This is a genomic window from Variovorax boronicumulans (assembly GCF_029892485.1).
GTDB lineage: Bacteria > Pseudomonadota > Gammaproteobacteria > Burkholderiales > Burkholderiaceae_C > Variovorax > Variovorax boronicumulans_B.
The window spans coordinates 159,108-175,233 of sequence record NZ_JARXVG010000012.1 but is presented as its reverse complement, the minus strand read 5'-3'; the positions used below and the strand labels follow the sequence as shown (position 1 = coordinate 175,233).

Genomic DNA, 16,126 nt, shown 5'->3' with positions numbered 1-16,126 from the left:
GGGTCAGAACAGCGACGCGGTGGTCGCGGCCGGCTCCGTGGCCGAGCGGGCCGCGCCGGTGGGCGCCAGCGCCTCGGCGCTGCCCGCCTTTGCCAGCGCGCCCACGCGCACGCCCAGCAGGCGCAGCGGCCGCTCCAGCGGCACGCGCTTGAGGCACTGCCCGCCGACCTGCCGGATGGTCTTGCCGTCGTCGGTGAAGCGGTCGATGGTCTGGTCGCGCGTGGCGATCCTGAAGTCGTCGTAGCGCAGCTTGATGCCGATGGTCTTGCCCACGTAGCCCTTGCGCTGCAGGTCTTCGGCCAGCTTCTCGCACAGGTGCGTGAAGATCGCGCCCAGCTCGGCGCGGTCACGCACCGCGTGCAGGTCGCGGTCGAAGGTGGTCTCGCGGCTCATCGAGACGGGTTCGCTCTCGGTCACCACCGGCCGGTCGTCGCGGCCCCAGGACACCTCGTGCATCCAGGCGCCGGTGGCCTTGCCGAAGTTCTGCATCAGCCAGTCGCGATCGCGCGCCGCGAGCTGGCCCACCGTCTCGATGCCGAAGCGCTTCAACTTCTCGTCGGCCTTGGGGCCGATGCCGTTCACCTTGCGGCACGGCAGCGGCCAGATGCGGCTTTCCAGGTCGCCTTCGTAGACGACGGAAATGCCGTTGGGCTTGTTGAACTCGCTCGCCATCTTGGCGATGAGCTTGTTGGGCGCCACGCCGATCGAGCAGGTGAGGCCGGTGGCATCGAGGATGGATTTCTGGATCAGCCGCGCGAGCGAGCGCCCGCCGTCGCGCTGGCCGCCGGGCACGTCGGTGAAGTCGATGTACACCTCGTCGACGCCGCGGTCTTCCATGAGCGGTGCGATGTCCAGGATCACCTGCTTGAAGGCGCGCGAGAAGCGCCGGTATTCGTCGAAATCGACCGGCAGGATCAGCGCCTGCGGGCACAACTTGGCGGCCTTCATGAGGCCCATGGCCGAGCCGATGCCGAACTGGCGCGCGGGGTAGGTGGCGGTGGTGATCACGCCGCGGCCCGCGTAGTCCTTCAGCCGCGGGAAGGCCTCGACCGGAATGTCGGCCAGCGTGCCGCCCTCGGGCAGGTTGCGGATGGCTTCGTCGACGCTGCGGCGCCCGCCGCCGATCACCACGGGCAGGCCCTTGAGCTGCGGATAGCGCAGCAGCTCGACCGACGCATAGAAGGCGTCCATGTCGAGGTGGGCGATGCGGCGGATGGGGCCTATAGAAGGGGGCGGGGAACTCACGGAAACGATTGTCTCGCGGCCGGAAGGGTTGCGCCCGCCGAGGGGCACCGGTTCAGCGGTTTTCGACGGTCACAAGCAAGGGCGAATCGAACATCGCCACCGGCGAGATCACCGGTTCGTCCATCGGCACCTTGTCGCCGTAGCGCTCGCGCATCTTGGCGCGCACGGCCGGGTCGGCGAGGTTGAACGCGCGGATCTTCTGCAGCTCGCCGATGCGCACGCCCAGCGCGCGTTGATAGAGCTTCCACACGAGTTCCGAACAGTAGATGCGCCCGTCCGACCATTCGAAGGTCAGGTCGTAGGGGCGGCCAGCGAAGTCGGCGGTGCGGGCATGCAGGCGGGCCACGGCGGCGGGTGTCAGCAGCGTGTCGGCATCGCGCAGGCGCTTGGCCACGTAGTGCCCGCCGTTGCCGCGCGCAGTCCATTGCGCGAGCGGCGTGTAGCGCACGGTAGCGACCGCTTCGAACACGTAGGGCTTGCCGTCCCGCAGCAGCACGATGCCCATGTGGCTGTAGCGGGAGCCGGTGGCGCGCTGCACGGCCACGCTCTGGGCCGAGCGGGAGGTGTGGAAGATGATGTCGCCGTCTTTCAGCGTGGCCGCTGCGTGGCTGGCGTTGAAGGAGAGAGCGCAAAGCAGCAGCGCGATTGCGGTGGGGAGCTTCGTCATATGCCGCGCATTGTGCGACACGGCCTGCGGCTATTTTTCTTCGGGCGCGGGCGTGGTGTCGCTCGTATCGGGCGGGGCCATTTCGCGCATCAACCGGTCCAGCGCTTCTTCGCTCATCGGCTTGTCGGGCGCGAGCGTGGTGGGCGAGGTGCGCAGCCAGCGCGTGGTGGCCGGGAGCGCCATCACCAGCGCGGTCACGGCCACGAGCATGGCCAGGTAGGGGGCCAGTGCGCGTGCAACAGCCGCCACCGGCGGACGCGGCGCGACCTGCCCGCGCGCGAGCACCAGCGCATAGCCGAAGGGCGGCAGCAGGAAGCCCGCCTGCAGCACCAGCAGCGTCAGCGTGGCGATCCAGGCCGCATCGTCGAGCTGCGCGAGCACGGGCGGCATCACGATGGGCACGATCAAAAAGATCAGCTCGAAGGCGTCGAGCACGAAGGCGAAGGCCAGCAGCACCGCGAGCACTGCCATCAGGCCGAGCATCGGATGGCCCTGCAGCGACAGCATCAGCCGCGCGACCAGCCCGTCGGTGCCGAAGCCGCGCAGCAGCAGCGAGAAAGTGGTGGCCGCCACCAGCAGCGCATACAGCGCGCCGGTGAGCGCCATCGCGTCGTCGAGCACCTGCCACAGCACCGGGCGCGTGAGCTGGCGCGACGCGAGCCCCCAGCCGAGCAGCATCACGCAGGCGGAGGCCGCGCCTTCGACCGCGCGCACCTTGCCGAGCGTGACCAGCACCAGCAGCGTGGCTATCACCAGCGGCACGGTCAGCAGCGTCCACAACTCGCGGCGGCTCATGGCCTCCCGCTCCACATGCGGTGATGGCTGCGGCTTGCGCCGCGTCCCAAGCCATGCGATCACGAGCCAGCCGACCGTGAGCGCTGCCGCAGGTACCAGTGCGGCCTGCAGGATGTCCTGCGTGTTGACGATGCGATTGGCTGCACCGGCAGACGTGGTGCCGGCGGACAGGGCCAGCTCGCGCGCCATGTTCACGCCCTCGGTGTGGGCCCGCAGCATTGCATCGCCGAGCAAAAGCAACACGAGCGAGGGCGGCACGATCACGCCCAGCGTGCTGGTCACGGCCACGAGCGCGGTGCGTTGCGCGGCGGGCAGTTGCTCGTGTGCCCAGCCCTTGCCCGCAGTGCGTGCCAGCGTGAGCAGGCTGGCGCCGACCGAGCCGTTCATCGGCGCGAGCATCAGGCCGAGCACCATGCTGGCCAGCTCCGGCGCGGCGCGCGGCACGATGTGCATCAGCGCCTTTCGCAGGCCGTTGTACAGGTGCTCGGCCAGCGCCAGCCGGTTGAGCAGCGCGCCCACCAGCGCATAGAGCGCCAGTGCCTGCAGGAGGTCGTGCTCCAGCAGGCCGACGATGCGCCACGGGAGGTTCTGCAGCAGGGCCGTGTCGAAAGCGCCGAGCGCCAGGCCGATGAGGGCGCCGATCGTGCACACGCCCAGCAGCACGGCATAGGTGGACCAGCCGGTGGTCATCATCAGCGCCAGGGCCAGCGCGAGCAGGGCGAGTCCGAGCCAGCCCATCTACGTGGCCCGGCACTCGCGCCACAGGTCGAGCGCGCTCTGCACCGCCAGCAGCACGGCGAGCAAAAGCAGCGCGACCTTGATCATGAAATAGCCCGCGTTGAAGGTGTCGGGAAACAGCTCCAGCGCCAGCACCGAGCGCCCCACCGGCACCGCGGCCGTCACGATCAGGAACAGCGCCCACGGCAGCACGCACAGCCCCGCGCCCATGCGACGCAGCCGCGCGAAACGGCCCGTGCTGCCGTCGGCCAGGTCGGGCCGTGCCACGAGGTGCGCGCCCCGGCGCCCCGCATGCCGCAGCGCCACAGCAACGTAGAGCGAGAACAGCCATTGCGCGAGGTCGTTGGCCTGTGTCGGCCCGTGGCCCGAAGCCACCAGGTCGCGCAGCGGCCATTGCACGAAGAGCAGCAGCGCGATGGCAATGGCCAGCGGCATCGCGGCGCGGTCGATCAGGTCGAGCACGCGCAGCGTGGGCGGCGGGTGGGGCGCTTCAGTGGGTTCTGCCGGTGGCGTCATGCCTCGCCGACCGTAGCCCCTGAACCTGACCGCCACCTGCGGCGCCCGATGGCCGGGCTTGCGCACCGCAGCATGCCGGTGCCATCATCCGCGCCATGCAAACCGTCGCCTCCATCCTCTGGCGCAGGCTCGATGCGCCGGGCCACGACGCATGCCGGCTCGAACGCAATGCCTCGGCCTGGCAACTCGACGGCGCCGCGGTGTTCCGGCAGGAGGACGGCCGCATCGCCCAGCTGCACTACCGCGTGCGCTGCGACCTGCACTGGCACACGCAGTGGGGCATGGTGCGCGGCTGGCTCGGCGACTCGGCCATCGAGCTGTCGATCGCGCGCGATGCGCATGGCCACTGGAAGCTCAACGACGAGGCCGTGCCCGACCTGTCGCACTGCGTGGACCTCGACCTGGGGTTCACGCCCGCGACCAACCTGCTGCAACTGCGGCGGCTCAATCTCTCGCTGGGCGAGTCGGCCGACGCGCCGGCCGCGTGGGTGGACGTCGATGGCGGCGGCGTGCTGAGCGAATTGATGCAGCGCTACGAGCGCCGCAGCGAAAACGAGTACGGCTATGTGGCGAAGCGCTTCGACTACGAGGCGGTGTTGAAGGTCACGCAGGATGGTTTCGTGAGCGACTATCCGCGGCTCTGGGTTGCCGAAAGCTAGCAACCCAGGCGGTAGCGGATAGAGGTGCCGCGGCGCACCCTTCCTTGGGCCAGACGCCTGCCATTCGCAGTGCCACCGGGTGCGCAGCAGCGAGTCACGCATCGCGCTGGAGCCGGGCGTTGTTGAGCCCGGCGCCCCAAATTTTTCACACCTCGCTGAGCCCGTTGCACGCTTGAGCCCTGGTTGACCATTGTTTGCAACGGTGCAGTTCCAGCTGCCAGAGACTGCCGGACCGTCGTTCACCCGAGGTCCAGCCGATGTCTCGAACCCTTGCCGTTGCCAGCGCCGCCGTTCCCGATTCACTGGAGCCGGTGCGGCTTTCGGGCCGCGAGGGCGTCAACAGCCTGTTCGAATACGAGCTGCTGCTCAAGACCCCCGATGCGCTCAATTTCAGCTTCGGCGCCGCAGCGAACATCGATCTGGACAGCTTCATCGGCCGCGAGATCAGCTGCCGAATCGAACTGGACGGCGCCGGTGAGCGGCAGATCAACGCCCTCATCACCGAAGCCCAGCTCTGGGGCGAGGAAGGCCGCCACGTCCAGTACAGGCTCACCCTGCGTCCCTGGCTGCACCTGGGCACGCTGACCACCGACTGCAAGATCTACCAGAACAAGACCGTCGTCCAGATCCTGGATGAACTGCTTGGGGACTATGCCTTCCCCGTCGACAAGCATCTGAGCGAGACCTACCCGCCCCGGGATTTCCAGACGCAATTCAACGAGAGCGACTTCGCGTTCTTCGAGCGCCTGTGCCAGGAGTGGGGCCTGAACTTTCACTTTTCGCACAGCGAAGGCAAGCACCGCCTCGTGCTCACCGACAACATGGGCGCGCACGCGCCCATGGACAGCGCTGCGTACCGGGAGGTCGAGTACCGCGCACCCGGCTGGAAGGTCGATGCCGAATACATCAGCAGCTTCGTTCCCCACCACCAGCTCACCAGCGGACGCTACGCCAGCCGCGACTACGACTACACCCGCCCCAAGGCCGACCTGAGCGTCAAGCGCGCCGATCCCCGCCCGACCGGGCAGGCCGATCAGGAGGTCTACCAGTGGCACGACAGCCAGGCTGGCAGCCACTACGTGCAACCTCGCGCCGGTGCAGGTACCAACGAACCTCTTGCAGAAGGGGATCGCATTGCGCTGCTGCGCATGCAGGCACTGCGCACTCACGGCGCGCGCGCCAAGGCCAGCGGGAGTCTGCGCGGCATGGTCCCTGGCTTCACCTTTCAATTGCAGAAGCATCCCCGCGAAGCGGCCAATATCCAGTACCTCGTTCTCGACAGCCAGTTCCTCATCGAGAACGTGGCGCAGGAGAGCCAGGGCCCAGAGGCTGCAGTGCACCGCAAGCAGCAGTGGCGTGTCGAAGTCGACTTCACGGCCCACCCCATCACCGAGCCGCTTCGTCCTCAGCTGTCGCGGCACAAGCCGCACACGCAAGGCCCCCAGGTCGCGCTGGTTGTCGGCCCCGAGGGCGAGAACCTGTGGACGGACGAACTGGGCCGCATCAAGGTCCAGTTCCCCTGGGACCGGCTCGGCCAGAAGAACCAGCATTCCACCTGCTGGCTGCGCGTGAGTTCGCCGTGGGCAGGCAACCAGCTCGGTGGCGTGCATGTGCCACGTATCGGCCAGGAAGTGATCGTCGATTTCATCGGCGGCGATCCGGACCTGCCCATCTGCACCGGCCGGGTGCACAACCAGATGAACCTGCCGCCCTGGAGTCTTCCCGGTCAGGCCGCGTTGTCGGGCTTTCGCAGCCGCGAACTTGCCAAGGACGGTGGCAACAGTCCGGGCGGCCGCTCCAACCATCTGATCCTGGACGACACCGACCGGAAGATCCAGGCGCAGCTCAAGAGCGATCACCAGAGCAGCTCATTGAGTCTTGGCCACGTCACGCGCATCGACGGCAACGCCGGTCGCCAGGATGCACGTGGCGAAGGTTTTGAATTGCGTACCGATGCGCACGGCGCCATCCGGGCAACACAAGGCCTGCTCATCACCACCGAGGCGCGCCCCAATGCCCGCGCGCATCTGCTCGACAGCGGCGAGACCCGCCAGCGCCTGGTCGAGGCGCGCGATCTGCATGACGCAGGGGCGCAGGAGGCGCAGAAGAACAAGGCGCAGGAAGGCAACGACCAGGCCGAGGTCGCCAAGTCCCTGAAGGCGCAGAACGATGCGGTCCAGGGCGAAGGCGCCGCCGATGTCGAAGCCGGGTGCTTCCCCGAGCTGGCCCAGCCGCACCTGGTTCTGGCCAGTCCGGCGGGCATCGAGACCACCAGCCAGTTCAGCACGCACATCGCCAGCGTGGAGCACACGGCCATCACCAGCGGCAAGCACACCAGCATCACCAGCGGCGACAGCCTCCTGGGCGTAGCGCTGCAGGCCATCAAGCTCTTTGCGGCGCAGAAGGGCATCAAGGTCGTTGCGGCCCAGGCCGACATCGACATCCAGGCGTTGAAGACCTGCATCAACCTGCTGGCCAAGGACGAGATCACGATCCGGGCCGACAAGATCAGGATCGAAGCCAGGACGGAGTTGGTGATCAGTGGCGGCGGCAGCTACGCCGGCTACAAGGGCGGCCGCATCGAGAGCGGCACCACCGGCCCGCATGTCCAGCATGCGAGCGTGCACAGCATGGTCGGCCCCGGCAGTGCCAGCCGGCCGGGCCTGCCGGATGGCTTGAAGCCGGGCAAGGGGCAACTCGAGCTCACGCACCGCTATGCCAACAACCACGGCTTGAAGGGCGCGGGCTACAAGGTCATCGACTCGGCCGGGCAGGTCAGGACCGGCACGCTGGACGACAAGGGCTTTGCAGCCGTCTCGGGGCTGGCGCCGGGCGGGGCGCGCATCGAGCTGGGAGAGGACCCGCGCAATCCATGGGATCGCGCCAGCTATTTCGGCAAACCGACGTGGCCGCCCAAGACAACCGACAGCGACGCGAACGCGGTCACTGTTCCTGCAAACGACACGCTTGCCGGCCTCATGAGTCAGGCCGCCAGCACAGCCATTGGCGGCCACCTCGACGGCATCGCCAAGTCCGCTGCGGCATCTGTCGCAAGCAGCGCGATGGGCCACATCGCCGGCAAGGCCGCGGCGCGATTGCCGCCAGGCGTGTTGTTGCCTCACACCACGGTCTGAAACCACAGGCGTGCGCAGCGCCTGTCCGTACGTCAAAAAAACAGCAAGGGCCAGGTGGCTCAGGGAGTTCCGGCATGGCCGAGATATCGCAAGCAGAGAGAGAGCAGAAGGCAAACGAGAGGGAGGTGGTCGTCAAGCCGCTCGACCAGATCGATCCGGCCGAGCTATCGGTCGCCAAGAAGGCCGTCAACGACTGGCTGATAAAGATCAGCAACGGTCATGTCACGCTGGACAGGGTCGTGACCGTCGCCAGCGCCGTTCCGATCCTCGGCAACATCCTGGCGGCCATTGATGCGGTGTGCGACATCGTCATCCTCGTCGAGAACAAGGCTGCGAACGTCGGGGAGAAGGCCCTCAACTGGGTCAGCTTCGGCATCAACCTGATCGGCATCATTCCGTTGCCCCCGACCATGGCCGCGGCGCGGACCAGCCTGCGACCCGCACTGCATCTGGTGCGAAGCAAGCTCCGTACCGCCGGTCACGGACTCAGCGATGCGCTCGTGGTGATGCTTGTGGACCACCTCAATGCGACGCTGGCCGGCGAACTCGAAAAGTTCGTGGATGAGGCCAGCACCAAGCTCAAAGACATACTGAAGTCGGCCGCCACCATGGCGCACGACCTGCTCTCTGGGTTGAGCAAGGTCTTGCGCAAGCTTGCATCGGGCACGCCCTTCGATACCAGCAGGCCGGCGCCCGCGGAGCCTCCCAAACGCGATCCGGAGACCACCTACGAGAGCGGTGTCTGGGGCGCCATCAAGGGAATTTCCGGTGACATCAAGGAGGGAGTCGAGGACGGTGCCAGCTATGTGGGCGAGAAGGCTGCACACGGCGCCAAGGTGACTGTCAATGCCGGGGCTGGCCTGGTGATGCGTCACACCGATGCTGGCGAGAAGGCCGCGAAGCTGATGAACGCCTATGCCGGCTCATTGGACAGCTTGGCCGCAGATGCGAAAACGAAGATCGAAAGATTGGGCGACGCGGGCGTCGACATGTCCATCGCCTGGCTCCTCCTGCGGCTCAAGGATGCTGTTTTGCGTTATCGCGCCAAGGGCAAGGCGGGAGGTTCCACCGTCAATCCGACAGCAACCGCGAAGCATGATCGGAAGAAGACGAATGCAGAGTTGGACAGGCTGAGCGCGGGAGCGCGTGAAGGGGGTGAGCAATGCCAACCCCTGCAAGAACTGCGCGACCCGTGCTCAAACGAACAACTCCATCAGCTTCGCAACCGGCAGCGAGACGTTCGTTCATACCGACTTTGCGTTGCCGGGCCACATGCCCATCGTCTGGAGCCGCACATACCACTCGCGCCTGGCGGCCTACGACCATTCGCAGGCTGAGTCCGGCCATGCGGGCACCAGCGCCTGCCTTGGCGCCCGATGGACCAGCGCCTACACCACCCGCATCGATCAGGCCGCGGACGGAAGCCTGAGCTACTTCGCTGCCGATGGCCGCGAGCATCGCTTTCCAAAGCTGGCGGAGCCCGAGGATGGCCGCACGGGCCAGACGCACCACAACGCCATTGAAGACCTCACCCTCGGACGAGGCCATGGCGGCCTGCTCGTCTTGAGCCACGGGCGAGACTACATCGAGACCTTCGAGCTCGCACCCCGGTTCATGCACGGGGGCCGAGGACGCGCAAGGAGCAAGGTCGTGCACTACCGTCTCGCAAGCCAGCGCACGCGCACCGGCCAGACCACCGAGTTGGCCTACCGCCACGAAGGCGGGCAACTCTCGGACATCGTCAGCGGCCAGGTCCATGTGAGCACCGCCATCGACGCCCAGGGCCGCATCCAGAGCCTGTGGCTCGTGCAGGACGGACGGGCCATGCGTCAACTTGCCGCCTACACCTATCGGGCGCTGGCCGATGGCAGCAGCGACCTCATCGCTGCCCAGGATGAGAACCAGCAAAGCTGGCGCTACGAATACCGGGCCGCAGGCGAGACGGCCAGCACCCACCTGATCTCCAGATACGCGGACCGCACGGGCCGGGGTATTCATCTTCAATGGGAGCACGAAGATGGCAGCGCAGTGGATCTGCATGCGGGCAACAGCGCCCGGGCCAGGGCCTATCGCGAGTACGCCGACGACGGCAGCTTCGACACCACCATCGTCTGGAACAACCACGTCCGTCTGGCCACCGTCATCGATGCGCTGGGGGCGCAGACCCGCTACTACTTCGATTACCTGGGCTACACCTACCGCATCGTTCATCCGGAAGTTCGCGGTGCGGACGGCATGCTCTATGCGCATGAAGAATGGTTCTTCCGCGATGCGCTAAAGAACATCACGCGACATCTGCATGCCGACGGCAGCAGCGATCACTACACCTACGACGCGCACAGCAACCTCGTGAGCCACACGCGTGGCGACCACAGCACGGTGCACTTCGCCCATGACGAGATGGACAACCTCACCGGCATCCGCGATGCCGAAGGCCACGCCTGGAGGCGAACCTACGAGGGCGTGAACCTCATCGAGGAGATCGATCCGCTGGGCCACAAGACCGAATACGCCTACAACGCGCACGGCCTGCCCGTGGAGATCACCGATGCCAGGGGCGGCAAGAAGCAACTGGCATATGACGATGCGGGCCAGTTGACGGCCTACACCGACTGCTCGGGCAAGACCTCGCGCTGGACCTACGACGACCGCGGGCGCCTGCTCGAGGCAACGAATTCGGCTGGCGAGACGACCCAGTACCACTACGAGCGCGGCCAGCTGACGCGCATCGTCAATCCCGACGGCACCCAGGAGCAGTTGGCGCACGATGCCGAAGGCCGCCTGCTCTCGCACCGCGATGCCTTGCAGCGCGAAACCCGCTACGAATACAACGCCGTGGGCCTCATTGCCCAGCGCACCGACGCCAATCGCCACACCATCGACTACCAGTGGGATCGCCGGGGGCGGCTGGTGGCGCTGCGTAACGAAAACGGCCGCACGCACAGCTTCAGCTACGACCCGCTGGGCAAGCTGCTGTCCGAAGTGCAGTTCGACGGCAGCAGGACCGTGTACGGCTACACCCCGGCGACCGGCGTGCTGCGCCAGGTCACTGAAGGCGATGCGGTCACCCAGTTCGACTTCGATCCCACAGGGCGCCTGACGAGACGCACGGCAGGGATGTACATCGAGCCCAGGGACCCGGACGGTCGCCCCCTCGGACGCTCCTTGGATCCGCAGAGCATCCAGACCGACAGCTATGCCTACGACGGCAACGGGCAGCTCATCGATGCGAGGAATGCCAGCATCCACTTGCAGTGGTTCCCGGATGCCGTCGGCAATGTGAGGACCGAGCACCATCATTACCTGATCGACGAACAAGGCAGGCCGAGCAGCCAGCCGCTGACGGCCGTCTGGCAGCACCGCTACGACGAGTTGGGCAACCGCATCCGGACCACGCGCCCCGACGGCCACACCACCACCTGGCTCACTTATGGCGCAGGCCACGTGCACGGCCTGATGCTCGACGACACGGAGGCCCTGCAGATCGAGCGCGACGACCTGCATCGGGAGGTCAGGCGGATACAGGCCAACGAGGTGGCCCAGGCGCAGCAGTACGACCCCGCAGGGCGCTTGCAGGCCCAGGTGCTCAGCCGCGTGGAGAGACTGGGCCAGAGCCGGGGCGGCCCCTCTCCTTCTGCCCCGAACGCCGGCGCGTTGGGCATCCAGCGCAAGTACAGCTACGACCGCGCCGGCCAACTCACCGACATCGGCGACAGCCGCCGAGGCAGCCTGAGCTACCGCTACGACCCCGTCGGTCGTTTGCTGCAAGCCCGGAGCCGACTGGGCACCGAGACCTTCGCCTTCGATCCGGCCAGCAACATCCTGGACCCGATGGCGCCAGAGGCCCGGGAGGCCGGGACGGTCCACAACATCCCGGCCATCCTGAACAACCTGGTGAAGGACTACGCCGGCACGCACTTCAAGTACGACCGTCGGGGCAACATGGTCGAGCGGCTGCACCAAGGCCAGCGCACGCGCTTCGCCTGGGACGCGTTGGGCCGCCTCTCCGAGGCGCGCACGCAGGACACGCGCACGTCATTCCTGTACGACCCGATGGGTCGGCGCATTGCCAAGCGCAGCGAGCCGATCGTCATCACCAGTTCGATGGACGGCAGCCAGTACCACGCCGCCGAGTACCGGCGCCAGATGCAGGCGCGTGGCCTGGGCATGGTGCTCTTCGGTTGGGATGGGGACCAGATGGCCTGGGAGTCGGACTCGGCACGCAACCGGACGGTGCATTACGTATTCGAGCCCGACAGCTTCGTGCCGGTGTTGCAGGCCAGCGCGCGAGGGCGAATCACGCAAAGCTTCCTGAGGCGGCCGGCAAGTGCGACAAGCGCGTACACCGATGCACAAGGCAACTACGACCTGAACCGGGACCCGCTGTACAACGGGATGTACGAGCCGGGGCTGGGGCAGGACGGGGAGCCGCCAGCGCCACTGGAGAGCATTCACTACTACCAGTGTGACCACCTCGGAACGCCAATGGAGCTGACCGATGAGGGCGGCAACATTGCGTGGGAGGCGAACTACAAGGCGTGGGGTGAGGCCAGGCTCACGATCAGCGAGGCGGCCAGGAAGGCGGGGCTGAAGAATCCGATCCGGTTCCAGGGGCAGTATCTGGACGAGGAGACGGGGCTGTACTACAACCGGTTCAGGTATTACGACCCGGTGGTGGGACGGTTTGTATCCAAGGATCCGATCAGACTGGCTGGCGGGATCAATTTACTGCAATACGCGCCAAATCCAATTAATTGGATTGACCCATTGGGATTGACGGAGGTCTGTCCAACAGATCTTCATGCCTTTGGGAATGCAACACAACCGCGGGCGCCTCGAATTGCAGGGTACAACTTAAAACCAGGACAAAAACCGGACCTAGCAGCAGATGCCGAAGGAATGGTTGGACCGACTCGTACACAAGGTGCTTCTACCTATGGAAATCCTCAAAAGAGTCCAATCAGTGGGACCTATCATCAAATTCCGGCGGGAACCAATATGCCGGATGGTCTTGGTATCGAAGCCGATGGTAAGGATGTTGGGGGCGCACACGGAGAGACGCATCATACGATTTGCCCGATAAAACGAATGCCTGCGGAGGAATTTGTGAAAAAATATCAAACCCTTCCATGGACTCCTGGGGGAAAGAAAAAATGACCGTTTCAAACTTTGATCAATGGAAAGAATTGGATGAGGCGTACGCGCAATTCTCCAATGCGAAGGCTCAGTACTTCAAGCTCCGAGAAGTTGCAAAACAGTCAATTGATGTGGCGGAGGAATTTAGATTTGGAAGCCCGGGGATTTCAAGGGAAATTGCATTCGAAAAGGCAAAAGATCTTTCAATCGAGGAGAGAAAAAATATATTTCCGGATATTGTTGCGTATGCAAGCTATGTGCATGGCTTTACAGAGGCGAGCAGGGATTTAATTCTTGGCCTGCCCCGTGAATGGGTTTTGTTGAATATAGAAAAAGTAGCGGACCCGATTTTGAAAAATGGCAGTCATGAAGAGTACTCGGCGCTTCTTGACTTGTATAAATTAATTTCACCTTCTCTTTTTGATTCTCTGATTCGCCGTTGTGCAATGAGTGATGATTTGGAAATTCGAGAGATTGCCTTTGATTACGCTCAAAAAACAAAGCCAAAATAAAAACAAGAATTTTGTTGGGAATTTGAGATATTTGATCATGGCGCCTGGAAGTGGCAGACTGGCATCCCTCTAGTTGGCCGCCGTTGAAGGGATGCATAAGTTGGGATCAACAAGTCTTGCGGAAAAAGCTTGCTGACAAAAACGTACACATCCCTTTGAGACGCCCATGATAATTTTCAATTTCGGGCCATTTAGCAAAGATGAACTGACGATCAGATTTGATCGAGAAGGGGCGGCGATATTCTTGAGCGTCGTCTCCAGTTTTTTGAATCGGAGAAATGATCGAATTTCAATTGATTGTTTGCAATACTTGGGGGCTGCAGTCGATGCAGCGAAAATTGAGATAAGGCGGGAAAATAATAACCAACTCGAGATACAGGGAAAAAAATTGATCCTTTGCATGTCGGATGAGGCGCTTGAATATGCAAAATTCCTTTTGGAAAAATTTATTGCTGACGGAGATTTTAGTCCTCCGGAGTTTTGCAGTTTTTCAAGGAAAAATAGAAAATACGACACGCAAATATTTTTCCTCAAGTTTTCTTCGATTGAAAGTGATTTCTAGCGATGGCGTCAGCGTTAATTTTAATTAAGAAGCGATGGCGCCTGAATTTTTCAGATGGAAGGCCCAAAGACGCCCATTAATATGATTAAAATCTTGCGAGAGATGAGGGCGAAGATGTCGCGAGTACCGCAATATTTCGGTCGGGCGATTAAAAATATCAATTGCCGGCGTCAGATCGCCGCACAACCGCTCAGTCAAACTGCCCCCGATCCCCCGCCACCAGCGCCCGATTGCGCCGCCGATCAACGGCAATCTCATGCGCAAATTCCTCGATGCTCCCCCCGGCCGGCAGGTTGTACGCCTCCCGCAGCCGCGTCCTCACCGTATCGCTGCGCAGCACGCGGTTGATCTCCGCGTTGAGCCGCTGCACTACCGCCGCGGGCGTGCGTACCGGCGCGAAGATCCCGAAGAGCGAATCGCGATTCGCCCGCTCGTACCCCAACTCCGCAAACGTCGGCACCGCCGGCAGCGCCTCGATGCGCGCCGGCGCCCCCACCGCCAGCGCCTGGAACCGTCCGCCCTCGATGTACTGCAACTGTTGCGCCGCGACGTTGGTCGACAGCACCTCGAACTGCCCGCTGAGCGCATCGTTGAGTTGTGGGCCGCCGCCCGCATACGGGATGTGCGTGATGTCGGTGCGGCTTTGCATGCGCACCTGCGCGAGCACCAGGTGGCCGATGGTGGCCACGCCCGAGGTGGCCCAGCGCACCGCGCCGGGCTGGCTGTGGGCGCGCGCGATCAGGTCGGCGAAGCCGTGTCCCGTGAAAGCCGGTGTGCCGACCACGAGCACGGGCGTGCGCATCACGCTCGCCACCGGCGCGAAGGCGCGCAGCGGGTCGTAGGGCACGCGCGCGATCAGCGGGTGCAGCGTGAGCGGGCTGATGGCGGAGAAGGCGAGGGTGCAGCCGTCGGGCGTGGCGCGCGCGAGCGCATCCATGCCGATGCTGCCGCCCGCGCCGGCGCGGTTCTCGATGAGCACCGGCACGCCCAGCGCCTGCGAGAGCGGGTCGGCCAGCACGCGGGCCATGCCGTCGCTCACGCCGCCCGGTGGATAGACCACGATCAGGCGCACGGGGCGGTTCGGCCAAGGCGATGAGGATGGCGCGGCGTGCAGCAGGTGCGGCATGCCGCAGGCAGCGGCCAGCGCGATGCCCGTACTGCGCACGAAATGGCGACGGTGCAGCAAGGCAACGCTCATGACCCGGGGTGCTCGCTCGCATGCCTGCGCAGCAGCGCGGCGAAGTGCTGCGCGGGCAGGTTGTCCTCTTCCACGCGCGACACCAGCGTGAGCGGCGCGTCGAGCTGGCCGCCATCGGCCAGGCGCGTGTAGGCGATGGCATGCGCGTGCACGCCGGTCATCGAGGCCGGCACCACCGACAGGCCGACACCCGCGGCCACGAGGTTCAGGTTGGTCATCATGCGGTCCACCTCGGCCACCACGCGCGGGCGCAGGCCCTTGGCATGGCACAGCGCCAGCAGTTCGGCATAGAGGCCCGGCGCGCCCGGACGGCGCACGAGGATGATGCCTTCCTCGCACAGCCGCGCGAGCGGCAGCGGGCGCGAGGCCTTGCTGCGCGCGAGGGCAAAGCGGTGATCGCTCGGCATCGCCACCAGTACCGGCTCGCGCAGCAGCGTCTCGAACAGCAGGCCGTCGGGCCGCGCCACCGGCACGCGCAGCAAGCCGCAGTGCAGCCGGCCGGCGGCCAGCGCATCGGTCAGCTCGGCGGCGTTGTTCTCGCGCAGTTGCAGTTCCACGCCCGGGTGTTCGCGGCGGAACGCGCGCAGCGCCTCGGGCACGAAGCGATGCGCCGCGGCCGAGCTGGTGAAGCCCACCGCGAGCGTGCCAACCTCGCCATTGGCCACGCGTGCCATGCGCTGCTTCATGGCCTCCATGTCCTGCAGCATGCGCAGCGCTTCCACCTGGAAGAGGCGCCCCGCATCGGTGAGCGCCACGCCGCGCGGGTGGCGCCTGAAGAGCTGCACGCCCAGTTCGCGTTCCAGCGACTTGATCGCGAGGCTGAGCGGCGGCTGCTGGATGCCCAGCCGCTCGGCGGCGCGTGTCATGTGGCCGGTCTCGGCGACGGCCACGAAATAGCGAAGCGGCCTCATCTCCATGGGTATCTCCATATTTTTAAAGTATTGAGAAGGCCTCTTTATTTTAT

Annotated in this window: 11 protein-coding genes; 5 read left to right on the top strand and 6 right to left on the bottom strand. The window is 64.9% G+C overall.

Annotation, left to right across the window (positions count from 1 at the left end):
- Nucleotides 1–3: 3 nt before the first annotated feature.
- The 4 genes from M2282_RS24855 to M2282_RS24840 all read right to left on the bottom strand — a co-directional run bounded on the left by M2282_RS24855 (nucleotide 4) and on the right by M2282_RS24840 (nucleotide 3,961).
- Nucleotides 4–1,191 (bottom strand): Y-family DNA polymerase, encoded by a 1,188-nt coding sequence (locus M2282_RS24855; RefSeq protein ID WP_280811496.1) that lies wholly within the window; start codon nucleotides 1,189–1,191, stop codon nucleotides 4–6.
- 106 nt (nucleotides 1,192–1,297) lie between these two features.
- On the bottom strand, nucleotides 1,298–1,912 hold the full coding sequence (locus tag M2282_RS24850; RefSeq protein WP_280811438.1) for a YiiX family permuted papain-like enzyme: 615 nt from the start codon (nucleotides 1,910–1,912) through the stop codon (nucleotides 1,298–1,300).
- Nucleotides 1,913–1,942: 30 nt separating this feature from the next.
- The gene (locus tag M2282_RS24845; RefSeq protein ID WP_280811437.1) at nucleotides 1,943–3,445 is read right to left on the bottom strand and encodes a TRAP transporter large permease subunit; all 1,503 of its coding nucleotides are present in this window, start codon (nucleotides 3,443–3,445) and stop codon (nucleotides 1,943–1,945) included.
- Nucleotides 3,446–3,961, bottom strand: coding sequence for a C4-dicarboxylate ABC transporter substrate-binding protein (locus tag M2282_RS24840; protein ID WP_280811436.1), 516 nt, complete (start codon nucleotides 3,959–3,961; stop codon nucleotides 3,446–3,448).
- Nucleotides 3,962–4,056: 95 nt separating this feature from the next.
- Between M2282_RS24840 and M2282_RS24835 the strand changes: the two genes are divergently transcribed.
- From M2282_RS24835 to M2282_RS24810, 5 genes are all read left to right on the top strand, one after another.
- Nucleotides 4,057–4,620, top strand: coding sequence for a putative glycolipid-binding domain-containing protein (locus tag M2282_RS24835; protein ID WP_280811435.1), 564 nt, complete (start codon nucleotides 4,057–4,059; stop codon nucleotides 4,618–4,620).
- A gap of 257 nt (nucleotides 4,621–4,877) precedes the next feature.
- The gene (tssI, locus tag M2282_RS24830; protein ID WP_280811434.1) at nucleotides 4,878–7,754 is read left to right on the top strand and encodes a type VI secretion system Vgr family protein; all 2,877 of its coding nucleotides are present in this window, start codon (nucleotides 4,878–4,880) and stop codon (nucleotides 7,752–7,754) included.
- Nucleotides 7,755–8,909: 1,155 nt separating this feature from the next.
- Nucleotides 8,910–12,911, top strand: a complete 4,002-nt coding sequence (locus M2282_RS24820) for an RHS repeat-associated core domain-containing protein (protein WP_432422939.1) — start codon at nucleotides 8,910–8,912, stop codon at nucleotides 12,909–12,911.
- Nucleotides 12,908–13,402: a hypothetical protein gene (locus M2282_RS24815; protein WP_280811432.1), complete on the top strand. Its 495-nt coding sequence runs from the start codon at nucleotides 12,908–12,910 to the stop codon at nucleotides 13,400–13,402. Before M2282_RS24820 ends, M2282_RS24815 begins: the two co-directional genes overlap by 4 nt.
- A 244-nt stretch (nucleotides 13,403–13,646) precedes the next feature.
- Nucleotides 13,647–13,964 carry a hypothetical protein gene (locus M2282_RS24810; protein ID WP_280811431.1) on the top strand — a complete coding sequence of 106 codons (318 nt, stop codon included), beginning with the start codon at nucleotides 13,647–13,649 and terminating at the stop codon, nucleotides 13,962–13,964.
- A 190-nt stretch (nucleotides 13,965–14,154) separates the two neighbouring features.
- Here M2282_RS24810 and M2282_RS24805 read toward each other — a convergent pair whose 3' ends face one another.
- Both M2282_RS24805 and M2282_RS24800 read right to left on the bottom strand, forming a co-directional pair.
- Nucleotides 14,155–15,162 (bottom strand): Bug family tripartite tricarboxylate transporter substrate binding protein, encoded by a 1,008-nt coding sequence (locus tag M2282_RS24805; RefSeq protein ID WP_280811430.1) that lies wholly within the window; start codon nucleotides 15,160–15,162, stop codon nucleotides 14,155–14,157.
- A complete protein-coding gene (locus M2282_RS24800; protein WP_280811429.1) occupies nucleotides 15,159–16,079 on the bottom strand; it encodes a LysR substrate-binding domain-containing protein in 921 nt (306 codons plus the stop codon). The genes M2282_RS24805 and M2282_RS24800 overlap by 4 nt, the downstream gene beginning before the upstream one ends.
- Between the last annotated feature and the right edge of the window lie 47 nt (nucleotides 16,080–16,126).